General features: G+C 65.3%; 14 protein-coding genes and 1 pseudogene. 5 read left to right on the plus strand and 10 right to left on the minus strand.

The features are described from left to right. Positions 1-2 precede the first annotated feature (2 nt). Entirely contained in the window at positions 3-1,214 is a 1,212-nt protein-coding gene (locus IVB07_RS21875; RefSeq protein WP_018459112.1) for a hypothetical protein, read from the plus strand. On the opposite strand, the gene gmk is transcribed toward IVB07_RS21875, so the two are convergent. From gmk to IVB07_RS21920, 9 genes are all read right to left on the minus strand, one after another. After that, positions 1,147-1,806 (minus strand): guanylate kinase, encoded by a 660-nt coding sequence (gene gmk / locus IVB07_RS21880; RefSeq protein ID WP_018459113.1) that lies wholly within the window; start codon positions 1,804-1,806, stop codon positions 1,147-1,149. The genes IVB07_RS21875 and gmk overlap by 68 nt on opposite strands. A 3-nt stretch (positions 1,807-1,809) precedes the next feature. After that, a complete protein-coding gene (locus tag IVB07_RS21885) occupies positions 1,810-2,697 on the minus strand; it encodes a YicC/YloC family endoribonuclease (protein WP_018459114.1) in 888 nt (295 codons plus the stop codon). A 118-nt stretch (positions 2,698-2,815) separates the two neighbouring features. Continuing rightward, the gene (mltG, locus tag IVB07_RS21890) at positions 2,816-4,090 is read right to left on the minus strand and encodes an endolytic transglycosylase MltG (RefSeq protein ID WP_018459115.1); all 1,275 of its coding nucleotides are present in this window, start codon (positions 4,088-4,090) and stop codon (positions 2,816-2,818) included. A gap of 125 nt (positions 4,091-4,215) precedes the next feature. Then, the gene (fabF, locus tag IVB07_RS21895) at positions 4,216-5,481 is read right to left on the minus strand and encodes a beta-ketoacyl-ACP synthase II (protein WP_026233736.1); all 1,266 of its coding nucleotides are present in this window, start codon (positions 5,479-5,481) and stop codon (positions 4,216-4,218) included. A 108-nt stretch (positions 5,482-5,589) separates the two neighbouring features. Continuing rightward, positions 5,590-5,829: an acyl carrier protein gene (locus tag IVB07_RS21900; protein ID WP_006020277.1), complete on the minus strand. Its 240-nt coding sequence runs from the start codon at positions 5,827-5,829 to the stop codon at positions 5,590-5,592. A 307-nt stretch (positions 5,830-6,136) separates the two neighbouring features. Beyond that, complete coding sequence (fabG, locus tag IVB07_RS21905) at positions 6,137-6,874, minus strand: 3-oxoacyl-[acyl-carrier-protein] reductase (protein WP_026233737.1); 738 nt, start codon at positions 6,872-6,874, stop codon at positions 6,137-6,139. Positions 6,875-6,976: 102 nt separating this feature from the next. Next, positions 6,977-7,936, minus strand: coding sequence for an ACP S-malonyltransferase (gene fabD, locus IVB07_RS21910; protein WP_026233738.1), 960 nt, complete (start codon positions 7,934-7,936; stop codon positions 6,977-6,979). Between the two features lie 187 nt (positions 7,937-8,123). Then, on the minus strand, positions 8,124-9,149 hold the full coding sequence (locus IVB07_RS21915) for a fatty acid desaturase family protein (protein WP_018459119.1): 1,026 nt from the start codon (positions 9,147-9,149) through the stop codon (positions 8,124-8,126). A 3-nt stretch (positions 9,150-9,152) separates the two neighbouring features. Continuing rightward, positions 9,153-9,857, minus strand: a complete 705-nt coding sequence (locus IVB07_RS21920; RefSeq protein ID WP_018459120.1) for a TetR/AcrR family transcriptional regulator C-terminal domain-containing protein — start codon at positions 9,855-9,857, stop codon at positions 9,153-9,155. A gap of 343 nt (positions 9,858-10,200) precedes the next feature. On the opposite strand from IVB07_RS21920, the gene rpsF reads away from it, so the two are divergent. The 4 genes from rpsF to rplI all read left to right on the plus strand — a co-directional run bounded on the left by rpsF (position 10,201) and on the right by rplI (position 12,737). Next, positions 10,201-10,716 (plus strand): 30S ribosomal protein S6, encoded by a 516-nt coding sequence (rpsF, locus tag IVB07_RS21925; protein WP_018459121.1) that lies wholly within the window; start codon positions 10,201-10,203, stop codon positions 10,714-10,716. A gap of 5 nt (positions 10,717-10,721) precedes the next feature. Then, entirely contained in the window at positions 10,722-10,961 is a 240-nt protein-coding gene (gene rpsR / locus IVB07_RS21930; RefSeq protein WP_007592020.1) for a 30S ribosomal protein S18, read from the plus strand. Between the two features lie 129 nt (positions 10,962-11,090). Then, positions 11,091-12,068: a membrane protein gene (locus IVB07_RS21935; protein WP_018459122.1), complete on the plus strand. Its 978-nt coding sequence runs from the start codon at positions 11,091-11,093 to the stop codon at positions 12,066-12,068. Between the two features lie 63 nt (positions 12,069-12,131). Further along, positions 12,132-12,737: a 50S ribosomal protein L9 gene (gene rplI / locus IVB07_RS21940; RefSeq protein ID WP_007609316.1), complete on the plus strand. Its 606-nt coding sequence runs from the start codon at positions 12,132-12,134 to the stop codon at positions 12,735-12,737. Positions 12,738-12,774: 37 nt separating this feature from the next. Here the strand turns inward: rplI and IVB07_RS21945 are convergent. Next, a pseudogene (locus tag IVB07_RS21945) lies at positions 12,775-12,980 on the minus strand (PaaI family thioesterase); the annotation flags it as partial. Positions 12,981-13,019 lie beyond the last annotated feature (39 nt).

Below are 13,019 nucleotides of genomic sequence, written 5' to 3' on the forward strand. Positions count from 1 at the left end.
GGATGGGCAACCGCACCGCAAAATTCTTATCTGCCCTCGTAGGCAGCATCATTGCCGGCGCGCCACTTGCCGCCGTGTCGCAGAATGCATCGACGCCACCGAGCACGGCAAATGCCGCGAGCGACTGCCTTGGCTCGCCAAAGGGCGCCGCGCCGCAGGGCCAGCATTGGCATTATCGCCTCGAGCGCGCGACCAAGCGGCAGTGCTGGTATCTGCGCGCCGAAGGCGGCAAGGCCACCCAAACCGCACAGACTGCGCCCGATACGCCTGCAGCGGATTCAGCCGTGCCGCAGCAGCACTCGGTCGAGGACGCGCGCGCCGAATATCTGACGCCGCAGAGCATCGCCGCCGTGAAGACGCCTGCACAGGCGGGACCGGCGCCGACGCAGCAAGCTGCGAACCCCTCCGCTGACGCCAACGCACAGCAGCCCGCCGTCGCCGGGCGCTGGCCCGACGCCTCCACGGCGTCCGCCGCGCCCACAGAGCAGCCGTCGCCTGCACCTGTCGCGGCCGCCGCGCAGCCGACCGCGAAGCCGGCGAAGTCCCCTGCTCCGATGGCTCTGGCCGCGGCAGACAGCACCGCCGACAAGCAGACCGGCTCGCTCCAGATGCTGCTGCTCGTGATCGGCGGCGCGCTGGCGCTTGCCGGCATCCTCGCCAGCGTCATCTACCGCTTCGCCGGTGGACGCATGCGCGTCCAGGCCGCCGACCAGCGCCGCGTCAACTGGGACAATTTTGAGCCGCACGATCACGACGATGGCCGTGCACCCTGGCTCAACGCTGCGCCCGCCGGCGCGCCGCACGCTCGGCAGCCCCGCCCGGTGGATTTCGATGCCCTGCGTCCGCAGTCAACCCAGCTCAAGACCGCGCAGCTCGCCGCGATCGATCGCGAGATCGATGTGATCGACGAGCTCGCCCCGCAAGCGCAAGACCAAGTCCACGTCGAGGCCGCAGAGCTCGACGAGGCCGATATCTTCAACGGAGAATTCCAGATCGAGGCCGCACCGCAGCTCGCGGCCAACGACGTGAATGACGAAGAGCCGGCCGGCCATGACGACGCGGGAGTCGAGAACGCCATCGACATCGACGTGATCACGACGATGCTGGAACGGTTGGCGAAGGACGGGCCGCGGCTGACGCAGCCTACTAGCCTTGAAGTTGACCTTGCAGACCTCGCACGAAGCCCACGAGGCCGGTCTGCCGCTCGCGCTTGAGGCGTTCGGCCTTCAGGATCGACTGCACCTCGGCGAAGGCCTCGTCAACGTCGTGGTTGATGACGATGTAGTCGTACTCGGCCCAGTGGCTCATCTCGTGGCTGGCGCGGCTCATGCGCTTGCGGATCACCTCGTCGGAATCCTGCGCGCGCGAATGCAGCCGCTTCTCGAGATCGGCAGCCGAGGGCGGCAGGATGAACACGCTGACGACGTCGGCGCGCGCCTTCTCTCGGAGCTGCTGCGTGCCCTGCCAGTCGATGTCGAACAGCACGTCCTGCCCGGCTGACAGCGCCGCCTCGACCGGCGCACGCGGCGTGCCGTAACTGTTGTCGAACACGGTCGCCCATTCCAGCAGCTGGTCGGCTTTCACCATCGCGCCGAAGGTAGCCTTGTCGACGAACGAATAATCCCTGCCGTCGACCTCGCCCGGCCGCATCGCCCGCGTGGTCGCCGACACCGACATTCGAAGGCCGGGCATACGGTCGATCAACATGCGCGACAGCGTCGTCTTGCCCGCGCCCGACGGCGAGGACAGCACGAACATCAATCCGCGCCGCTCGACACCATCAGTTCCGTGACCGCCAATCGTCATCGATCACTCCAGATTCTGGACCTGCTCGCGGAACTGCTCGACCACGTTCTTCATGGCGAGCCCCGTATTGGTCAGCTCGATGTCGTTCGACTTCGAGCAGCAGGTGTTGACTTCGCGGTGAAACTCCTGCGCCAGGAAGTCGAGCTTGCGCCCGACCGGGCCGCCCTTGCCGATCAGCTCGCGCGCCTGCGCGATGTGCGAGGCGATCCGATCGAGCTCCTCGCGGATGTCGGCCCTGGTCGCAATCAGGATCGCTTCCTGCATCAGGCGGTCGGAATCAAAACGGTCGGAGGTGTCGAGGAGGCTCGCGATCTGCTCGGCGAGCCTGGCCTTGACCGCCTCGGGCTTGCGACCGGGCGCGGCCTCCGCCTTCTTCGCCAGCTGCTCGACCTCGTCGACGCGCTGGATCAGGATCTGCCCGAGCGAGGTCCCCTCACGCTTGCGCATCTCGACGAGTTCGGCGAGCGCCTTGTCGAAGGCATCCGCGGCGGCGGCGCGCGCGGCCTTGTCCTCCTCCTCGTCGCCCTCGGGCTCGGCGACCTCAATGACCCCCTTGATGGCCAAAAGCCCGTCGACGCTCGGCGCGACCGCATCGACCTTGCCGGCGATCACGGCGGCGGCCTTGAGGACGGCGTTGAGCACGTCCTCGTTGACGCGGACGCTGGTGGCTGCATTGGCCCGCTTGACGGTCAGATTGGCGTAGACGGTGCCTCGTGAGAGCAGCTCGGCGGCGCGCTTCTTGGCATGAGCCTCCAGCTCGTCGAACCCCTGCGGCAGCCGCACCCGCAAGTCAAAGCCCTTGGCATTGACCGACTTCAATTCCCATTCGAACGTATACGGCCCACTCGCGCCGTGGCTTCGGGCAAAGCCGGTCATGGACGACAACGCCATCAGGTCAATTTCTCCAGAAGCACGGGATTCGCGCGGCCATCAAGCCACGCGAATCTTAAGACTATTTTGCAGGAAAATGTAATCCGCAAAGTCCCGCGGGGCAGGTCTACGCGCAGGCCTAGCGCTGCACCACCGGGGGCGAGGCCTGCACCGCGCCTTGTCGGGCCGGCGGCGGACCCGGGGGGCGAGCGGCCGGCGGCTTCTTCTGCTGGTTGGGGCGTGCCGGCGTCGTCGCCGTCGGCGTATCGGCGGCGCCGGGCGCGGCGGCGGCCGGCGGCTGCGCGTCCTCGGCCGGCTCGACCGTGTCGTTCTGGATCTGCTTTTCCATGGCGCGCAGCTTGGCGACGTTCTTCTGGTGCGCGTCGTAGGTCTCGGTAAAGGAATGCCCGCCGGTACCATCCGCGACGAAATAGAGGTCGCGGGTACGGGCCGGGTTGGCGGCAGCCTCGAGCGAGGCGCGGCCGGGGTTGGAGATCGGGCCCGGCGGCAGGCCCTCGATGACATAGGTGTTGTAGGGCGAAGGCTGCGTGATCTCGCTGCGCTTGATCGGACGGCCGAGCGTGCCCTTGCCCCCGACGAGGCCATAGATGATCGTGGGATCGGACTGCAGCTTGATCCTCTGCTTCAGGCGATTGACGAACACCGCGGCGACACGGCTGCGCTCGTCAGGCTTGCCGGTCTCTTTCTCGACGATCGAGGCCAGCGTCACCAGTTGCTCCGGACTCTTGACCGGAATGTCCTGATTGCGGCGCTCCCAGATCTCGGTCAGCACGCGCTTGTGCGCCTGCTGCATGCGCTGGATCACCTGATCGCGCGGGGTGCCGCGCGGGAACTTGTAGGTCTCGGGCAGCAGCGTGCCTTCGCGCGGCAGCTCACGCACGCTGCCGGTGAAGATGTCGTTGTCGGACAGGCGCGCCACGATCTGCTCGGAGGTGAGGCCCTCCGGAATCGTCACGGCATGCTGCACCACCTTGCCCTCGACGATTGTGGCAATGACGTCGCGCAAGGACGCGTTCTTCTGGAACGAGTATTCACCGGGCTTGAGGTCCGAGCTCGCCTTCAACGCAGCGACGCTGGCAATGAACGCCCACGGATTGACGTCGGTCACGCCTTCCCGGTTCAGCGTCTCGGCGATGTCGCGCTTGCCGGCGCGCTGCGGGATGTTGACGATCTTGTCTTCCTTCAGCGGTCCCGGCGCCTCGAGCACCTGCCGGCCGTAATAGTACACGCCGCCCGCACCGATCATTGCAATCAGCAGCAGGGTGATGATGGCGTTGCCGACGATCACGAACGGATTGCGCGCGCGGTCCGATCGCTTCGGCGGCGGCGGGACCTGCTCGGGCTCGAGCGCTGCCCGCGGGCTCCGGGGCGAAATGGGCGGCCTTTCACTCATCGAAGCAACCTGAATCCTGCCGGTTCAAATGCGACCCGACAATCGCTTGTCTGGCCAAGTACACGCGCCCACTTGTATGACTATCGCCGAATACGGCAAAATGGTGGATTCGTCGCAAACACAAACTATTGGACCGGACGCCGGAAGATCACCGATGCGTTGGTACCGCCAAAACCGAAAGAATTCGACAACGCGACGTTGACCTCGCGCTTCTTCGCCTTGTGCGGCACGAGATCGATCGCAGTCTCGACCGATGGATTGTCCAAGTTGATGGTCGGTGGCACGACATTATCGCGAATCGCGAGAATGGCGAAGATCGCCTCGATCGCGCCAGCCGCACCCAGAAGGTGACCGGTCGACGATTTGGTCGAGGACATCGCGACCTTGGAAGCGGCATTGCCGAGCAGACGCTCGACCGCACCGAGCTCGATCTCGTCACCGAGCGGTGTCGAGGTGCCGTGCGCATTGATGTAGTCGAGATCGGACGCGGTGAGGCCGGCGCGCTTGAGCGCTGCCGCCATGCTGCGGAAGCCACCGTCGCCGTCGGGTGACGGCGAGGTGATGTGGTAGGCATCGCCCGAGAGACCGTAGCCGATCACCTCGGCATAGATCTTCGCGCCGCGGCGCTCGGCGTGTTCGAGCTCTTCCAGGACCAGAACGCCGGCGCCCTCGCCCATCACGAAGCCGTCCCGGTCCTTGTCGTAGGGACGCGAGGCCTTCTCAGGCGTTTCGTTGAAGGCTGTCGAGAGCGCACGCGCGGCGTTGAAGCCGGCAATGCCGATGCGGCCGATCGGCGATTCCGCGCCGCCCGCAACCATGACGTCGGCATCGCCGAGCGCGATCAGGCGGGCGGCATCGCCGACCGCGTGAGCGCCGGTCGAGCAGGCCGTGACCACCGAATGGTTCGGCCCCTTCAGCCCATGCTTGATCGAGACATAACCGGAGGCGAGATTGATCAGGCGGCCCGGAATGAAGAACGGCGAGACCCGGCGCGGCCCGCGTTCCTTCAGCAGGACCGCAGTCTCGGCGATACCGTTGAGGCCGCCGATGCCGGATCCAATCATGGTGCCGGTGGCGCATTTATCCTCTTCGGTCTCGGGATGCCAGTTGGCATCGTCGAGCGCCTGGCCGGCTGCGGCCATGCCGAAGATGATGAAGTCGTCGACCTTGCGCTGGTCCTTCGGCTCCATCCAGATGTCGGGATTGAAAGTGTCGTTGGTGCCGTCGCCGCGCACGACCGTGCAGCCGATCTTGGTCTGAAGATCGGAGACATCGAAGCTCTCGATTTTGCGTGCGCCGCTTTCGCCGTCGAGGATGCGCTTCCAGGTCGGCTCGACTCCGCAGCCGAGTGGCGAAACCATGCCAAGACCCGTAACGACAACCCGCCTCATGTCCGAAAACTCCGCATCGAAAGATTCACGGCCAATAACAAGAAACCGGCTGACCGCTGTTGGGCGGTCCGTCCGGTTTCAATGTTGTCCCCGCGAAAATGAAGAGCGTTAGCTCTTCGCGTTCTTCTCGAGAAACTTGGTGGCGTCGCCGACGGTGAGAATCGTTTCCGCGGCATCGTCCGGAATCTCGCAACCGAATTCCTCTTCGAACGCCATCACCAGCTCGACGGTGTCCAGACTGTCGGCGCCGAGGTCGTCGATGAAGCTCGCAGCGTCGACAACCTTCTCGGGTTCAACACCAAGGTGTTCGACCACGATCTTCTTAACCCGCTCGCCAATCTCACTCATTGCATAACCTCGTGTTGTTCCCTGTAGACCCGACCCCCCGGGACGATACGAGCCGTCGTGGTCGTTGACTGCCTTCGCTTACGAACTTTGATCTGGCCCCATCCTAACCGATGCAGGCCCGGCGAATGACGGCCAAGGCTCCGCATCGCCAATATACAGGGTTTCAAAAACCTGCAATGGCGTTCTTTGCCCATCCGTTGAAGGTCCGGTTATCATACTTCAATTGCGTTGACTACAAGCCTCATTTCGCTCCGGAAACGGCCGTTTGCCGCATTCGGCTGCCCAAGGGGCGGTGCGGCATGAGGCGTCAGATCATGGCCATGCCGCCGTTGACGTGGATGGTTTGGCCGGTGACATAGGCCGCTTCGTTCGAACTCAGGTAGACGGCGGCCGCCGCGATGTCCTCTGGCGTCCCCAGGCGATTGGCCGGAACCTTGGTCAGAATCGTTTCGCGCTGCTTGTCGTTGAGCGCATCGGTCATCGGGGTCTTGATGAAGCCGGGAGCGATGCAGTTCGCGGTGACGCCGCGCTTGGCGTATTCGGCACCCAGCGTCTTGATCATCCCGATCAGGCCTGCCTTCGACGCAGTATAATTGCCCTGCCCCGGGTTGCCGGTGACGCCGACCACCGAAGTGATGGCGATGATGCGGCCGAAGCGCTTGCGCATCATCAATTTGGTTGCGGCGCGGGCAAGCCGGAAGGTCGAGGTCAAATTGATGTTGATGACCTCCTCCCAGTCTTCGTCACGGAGCTGCACGAAGAGATTGTCGCGCGTGATGCCGGCATTGGCGACGAGGATGTCGACCTGTCCCATCGCCGCCTCCGCACCGGGCACCAGCGCTTCGACCTCCTCGACTTTGGAGAGATTGCAGGGCAGCACATGGGTGCGCTCGCCGAGCTTGCCTGCAAGCTCATCCAGCACTTCCTTGCGCGTCCCCGATATCGCGACGGTGGCGCCCTGCGCGTGCAGCGCCTGCGCGATCGCGCCGCCGATGCCGCCGGTTGCGCCGGTGACGAGCGCCTTTTTGCCAGTCAGATCGAACATCGATAACTCCTCCAAGGCACGATCCGGAAACGCGCGCAGCGGTTTTCCGAAAGGGTCGTGCGTCAACTGTAGAACTCGCGCGCGACGACGAATTATCGCGCTTCAGGCCTGCTTGGCAGCAGCCAATGCATCTTTGGCAGCAGCAATGTCGTTGGGACCGCCGACCGCAACGCCGACGGCACCGTCTGCGATACGCTTGACCAGGCCCGTCAGCACCTTGCCGGCACCGATCTCAAAGAAACGGGTGACGCCCTGCCCCGCCATATAGGCAACCGACTCGCGCCACCGCACAGTGCCGGTGACCTGCTCGACCAGGCGCCGGCGGATCTCGTCGGGATCGGTGATCGCGCTCGCCAGCACATTCGACACCAGCGGGGCGGCCGGCGCCTTGATCGTGACCCCGGCCAGCGCCTCCGCCATTGCGTCGGCAGCCGGCTGCATCAGTTTGCAATGGAACGGTGCGGACACCGGCAGCAGCATTGCTCGCTTAGCGCCCTTGGTTTTGGCGATCTCGACGGCGCGATCGACCGCAGCCTTGTCGCCGGAGACGACCACTTGCCCGCCGCCATTGTCGTTGGCGGCTTGGCAGACCTCTCCCTGAGCGGCCTCCTCCGCCACCGCCACGGCGGCCTCGTAGTCGAGGCCGAGCAGAGCGGCCATCGCACCGACGCCGACCGGCACAGCTTTTTGCATTGCGAGACCGCGGATGCGAAGCAGCCGCGCCGTGTCGGAAATCGTCAGGCTGTCGGCCGCGGCCAGCGCCGAATATTCGCCGAGCGAGTGGCCGGCGACGAAGGCCGCATCCCGCCGCACGGAAAACCCGGCTTCGGCCTCCAGCACCCGCAGGGTGGCGATAGACACCGCCATCAGGGCCGGCTGGGCGTTTTGGGTGAGCTGGAGGGTTTCAGCCGGACCATCCCAGATGGTCGCCGTCAGCTTCTCCCCCAGCGCGGCATCGACCTCGTCGAACACGGCGCGCGCCACCGGAAAGGCATCGGCCAGGGCCTTGCCCATGCCGACCGCCTGGGAACCCTGCCCCGGAAATGTGAATGCTGCCGTCATCGGCGCTCCCTGCTTGTCGGGCGTGATCTCTGCGAGAACCGGCAGCCGATGACGCGCGGCCTTAGGCCATGGTTCCGGATCAAGCTCCAAAGGGGGCCGTAGACACTGTCCGGGGCCGGAATGTCAAGCCAAGATGGGAACTTCGATCAGCCTTCGACTGGCAGCCTTCAACCGGAGTGACGGGTTCCTAGAATCCGCCAGCCGTCTGGTTGGCATCGACCTCGGACCCCGCCTGCGCGCGGCGCGCGCTGTTGACCAATTGCCCCGGCCGGTCATCGCGGTTCGGCTTCGCGGTCGCAAGCCGCAGCACGGCGGCGTAACTCGGTTGCACCTCCATCCGGCCCGCATGCCGGCTCTCACTCAGCAAGCGGTGCACCTTCGGCAGATTGTAGCAGGGCACGTAGAACAAGAGATGATGTTCGAGGTGGTAGTTCACGTAGTACGGCGCGATGAACAAGCGCTCGAGGAAATTGGCATAGGTGGTGCGGGTATTGCGCAGGGGATCGCTGCTGTCAGGTACGACCGCGTGCTCTGCGATGTTGCGGATGCGGGTGATGACCATCATCCAGGTCAGGAGCGGCACCAGCCATAGCAGCGGATAGGCCCACCACACGCCGGCCGCCGTGAGCGCTGCGAACATCGCGCCATTGACCAGACATTGCGGGCCAAGCTTCTCCCACAAATGCGCCGCGCGCTGCCGCGATGGCCAGTCCTTCGGCCCGAGCGCGTTGAGCAATTGCGCCTTGCGCTGCTGGTAGCCGGTCTGCCCGGTGAGGTCGCGAATGAACTTGCGGCGATAGCTCAGCTTCGTGATCGGAAACGGCGCCGATAGCACGAGATCGGGATCGTCCTCCTGCTGGGTGCGCGCATGGTGCTGAAGGTGATAGCGCCGATAGCTGCGCGTCTCCGCAAACAGAGGATAGGCGCAGAACCACTGGCTTAGGGTCAGATTGGTCTTCTCGTCGGGGGACAGGCAGCCATGCGCGCCGTCATGCATGAGGATCGCGAGCCCGAGCTGGCGCGAGCCGATGATGGCAACGGCGAGCACATAAGTGATCGGATTGGGCCACCACGCGACCAAGGCGATTGCCGCGATGATGAGCGCCCAGGCGTGCGCGATCAGCGCGACGCCTTTCCAGGTCACGCGCCGGCGCACGTCGGCAAGTTGCTCGTCGGTCAGGAAATCGCGGGCACGCATGCGAAGCGCAGTCATGGCCTAATCCTCCTCATTCGAATTGCTCGATGCGTCGCGCGCGTCGACGAGGCGCAGCCGCGCAGTGTCATCAGAGGATTTCGCCTGTTCGCCCAGCACGCGCAGCATCTCGGCGCACAGCGCCTCGGGCGAACGGCCCATGGCGTAGCCCTCAAGGATGACGCCGATGGCGACGGCCCAGAACCGCCGCGAACTCTCGTCGGGCGCGCGCAGGGAGCGCCAGCCGTGCCGCGCGACCTGGCTCGCATAGGCCCGCGCACCTTCACTGTGCAGGCGCTCGATGGTGCGCTCGACCAGCGGCGCGAGATCCTGGCGCCGCCGCGTCAGCGTCAGCGCCTCGGCGAAGAAGGCCACCGAATCGCACGTCGTCACGGTCTCGGCCAGCGCGTGGGTATAATCCCGCGGCGCGCGCGCCTTCAGCGCCGCCTGCTCGGTCGCCCGCGCCAGATACAGCAGCTCGCGGCAGGCGCATTCGACGAACAGCGCCTCCTTGGTACGGAAATAATAGGTGATCTGGCTCGGGAACGCGTTCGCAGCGGCCGCGATGTCGGTGATCGCCGTACCCGACAGCCCCCGCTCCCGAAACAGCGGGCTCGCGGCATCAAGCAGCAGCGAGCGCATTTTGCGGCCGGCCGACCGCGTGGCGCGGGCGGCGTGTTTGGGATCGCCTGCCTCCTTGAGGGGCTCGTGGGCCGGCTTTTCTGCCATTGGAGTTCGCTCCGGTTGATTTATTTGTATAATATACAAACAAACAAATCAAGCCGGTATGATGGTCGGCGGCGGATCCGGCCGCCCGCATTGCGATCCCCGCGCCGAAACGGCGCCTGCAACCTTGCCAAGTCAGCCGAAATCCGTATAAGGCGCCCATCCGCAGACCCCGGCCGGGAGCTGAACGGACGGTCTCAGCAAATCATTTGTGATTTTGGTGTGGCAGGGCCAGTCGGCCCGTCGTCCCGTGTTTCCGCCTTCTGAGCTTAATCCCAGAGTCCTTTCCGAAGGCCTCTTAAGGGCTTGACGCCGGGCGATGCGCCAACATGAGGAAAGGACTTCCATGGCTCTCTATGAGCATGTTTTTCTCGCGCGCCAAGACGCGAGCACGCAGCAGGTCGAAGAGCTGACTGCGCAGATGACCGGCATCGTCGAAGGTCTCGGCGGCAAGGTCACCAAGACCGAGAATTGGGGCGTACGCTCCCTCACCTACCGCATGAACAAGAACCGCAAGGCGCATTTCGTGCTGCTCAACATCGACGCGCCGTCCGCGGCGATCGCCGAGATCGAGCGCCAGGAGGGCATCAGCGAAGACGTGATCCGCTATCTCAGCGTCCGCGTCGAGGAGCTCGAGGAAGGCCCGTCCGCGATGATGCGCAAGGCCGACCGTGACCGCGAGCGTGACGACCGTGGCGGCGGCTTCCGTGGCGATCGCGAAGGCGGTGGCTTCCGTGGCGACCGCGAGGGTGGTTTCCGTGGTGGCGATCGTGAAGGCGGCGGCTTCCGCGGTGACCGCGGTCCGCGCCGTCCGCGTGAAGACGCTGAAACCACCACCACCACCACGACGGATGGGGAGTAAGAACAATGGCTGAAGCTGGTGCACGCCGCCCGTTTTTCCGTCGCCGCAAGAGCTGCCCGTTCACGGGCGCGAATGCTCCGAAGATCGACTACAAGGACTCCAAACTGCTGATGCGTTACGTCTCCGAGCGCGGCAAGATCGTGCCGAGCCGCATCACCGCGGTTTCCGCGAAGAAGCAGCGTGAGCTTGCCCGCGCCATCAAGCGCGCGCGGTTCCTGGGCCTGTTGCCCTACGTCATTCGCTAAGACGAATTCGGCCGGCGGCGACATCGCCGCCGGCCGTACGACCTAGTTTCTCATAAGGCTTCCGGGTCGTCCGGTCGCCGATGGTTGGGGCGAGATGCCTCTAACCGCTCGAAGGGAGCGGGACAGCTGATGATGGCCTTTGGACTGATAGCCCTGATCGCCGGCGCTGCGTCGGCCGTGATGTTCGCCTCGATCATTTCGGGCGCGCTGATCTCTCTCGTCCTGTTCTATCTCGCACCGCTGCCGCTGATGGTCGCTTCGATCGGCTGGGGACCGCTTTGCGCGAGCCTGGGCGGCATCGCCGCCGCGCTTGGCCTCGGCGCCCTGTTCGGCCTGCCCTATTGCATCGCCTTCGCCCTCACCGTCGCATTGCCGGCCTGGTGGCTCGGCCATCTCGTCCTGCTCAGCCGGCCGGTCGGAGCCGCCGCGCCGGAGCCCGCCGCCGAGCCGCCCACCGAGCCTGCGCTGGAGTGGTATCCGGTCGGCCGTATCCTGCTGTGGATCGCGGGCTTCGCCACACTGACCACGATCGCCGCGCTGCTCACGATCGGCACCGACGCGGAGACCATCACCGGCACGCTGCGCCGCGGCTTGATGCGCCTCCTCCGCGCCGCCGACCCGCAGAGCTCCGGCGAGACCGACCAATTCGTCGGCGCACTGGTGCGTATCTTGCCGGCGGGTGCCACCATCGTTGCGATGATGACGCTGACCCTCAACCTCTGGCTCAGCACCAAGGTGACGGCGACGTCGGGCCGGTTGCGGCGCCCCTGGCCGGACCTGATGACCGCGGAGCTGCCGCCGATGACGCTCGTGGCGCTCTGCGTCGCGCTCGCCTTCTGCTTCACCGGCGGACTGCTTGCGATCGCGGCGCAAATCGCGACGGCTGCGCTGATGATGGGGTACGCGCTGACCGGCTTTGCCGTGCTGCATACGCTGACGCTGGCGCTGAAGAGCCGCACCTTCTGGCTCGGCTCGACCTACGCCGTCGTCGTCGTGTTCGGATGGCCCGTCATCGCGATGGTGATCCTCGGCCTCGCCGATGCCGTGTTCGGCCTCCGCGAACGCTTCCTTCGCACGCGCCAGCCACCGCCGCTGCCGACCTCTTGAGTTCAAGTCCGAAAGTTCAAGTTCGAAATTCCACCTCACTCAACACATCAAAGGAGAACGAATATGGAAGTCATTTTGCTGGAACGCGTCAACAAGCTCGGTCACATGGGCGAAGTCGTGAAGGTTCGCGACGGCTATGCCCGCAATTTCCTGCTCAAGCGCGGCAAGGCGCTGCGCGCCACCGCCGACAACCGTGCCAAGTACGACGGCATGAAGGCCGAGCTCGAGGCTCGCAACCTTGAGTCCAAGGGCGAGGCGTCCAAGGTCGCCGAGAAGATCCAGGGCAAGAACATCATCGTGATCCGTCAAGCTTCGGAAGCCGGTCAACTGTTCGGCTCGGTCAACGTGCGCGACATCGTCGTGGCGTTCGAAGCCGACGGCGTTTCGCTGTCCCGCCCGCAGGTTCAGCTCGATGCGCCGATCAAGACCATCGGCAAGCACACCATCACGGTCGCCATCCACCCCGAGGTCGAGGTCGAGATCAGTGTCACCGTGGCGCGCAGCCAGGACGAGGCCGAGCGCATCAACCGCGGCGAGGACATCTCGAGCCGGAACGAAGACCGGGATGCTGCGGCCGAAGCGATCGCAGCCGCCGGCGAGTTCTTCGACCCGGAAGCCCTGCAGGACGACGCCGAGCCGGCGCCGGCCGCGGAAGAGACCGAGAAGTAAGCCTCGCGTTCGCGCAGGCTTTCGAAGCCCGGTCGCCTCAGGCGGCCGGGTTTTTCGTTGTGGCGGCACAATCCTCGCTCAGCATCGCGATCGACGCGAGCGCCGTCGCCGTATGGTCTCGACCCCGGCGCTGACGCAGAAAACGCCGGCTGCGGCGACGGAGACCTGACGGCCCGACTTGATCACCCTCGCCCGGCAGATCCGCTTCTCGCCGACCGCGGGCGACAGCAGATTGAGCTTGTAGCCGAAGGCCGCGCGAGAGCGCGGCCTTCGCATGTCTAA

This window comes from Bradyrhizobium sp. 172, from assembly GCF_023101065.1.
GTDB lineage: Bacteria > Pseudomonadota > Alphaproteobacteria > Rhizobiales > Xanthobacteraceae > Bradyrhizobium > Bradyrhizobium canariense_D.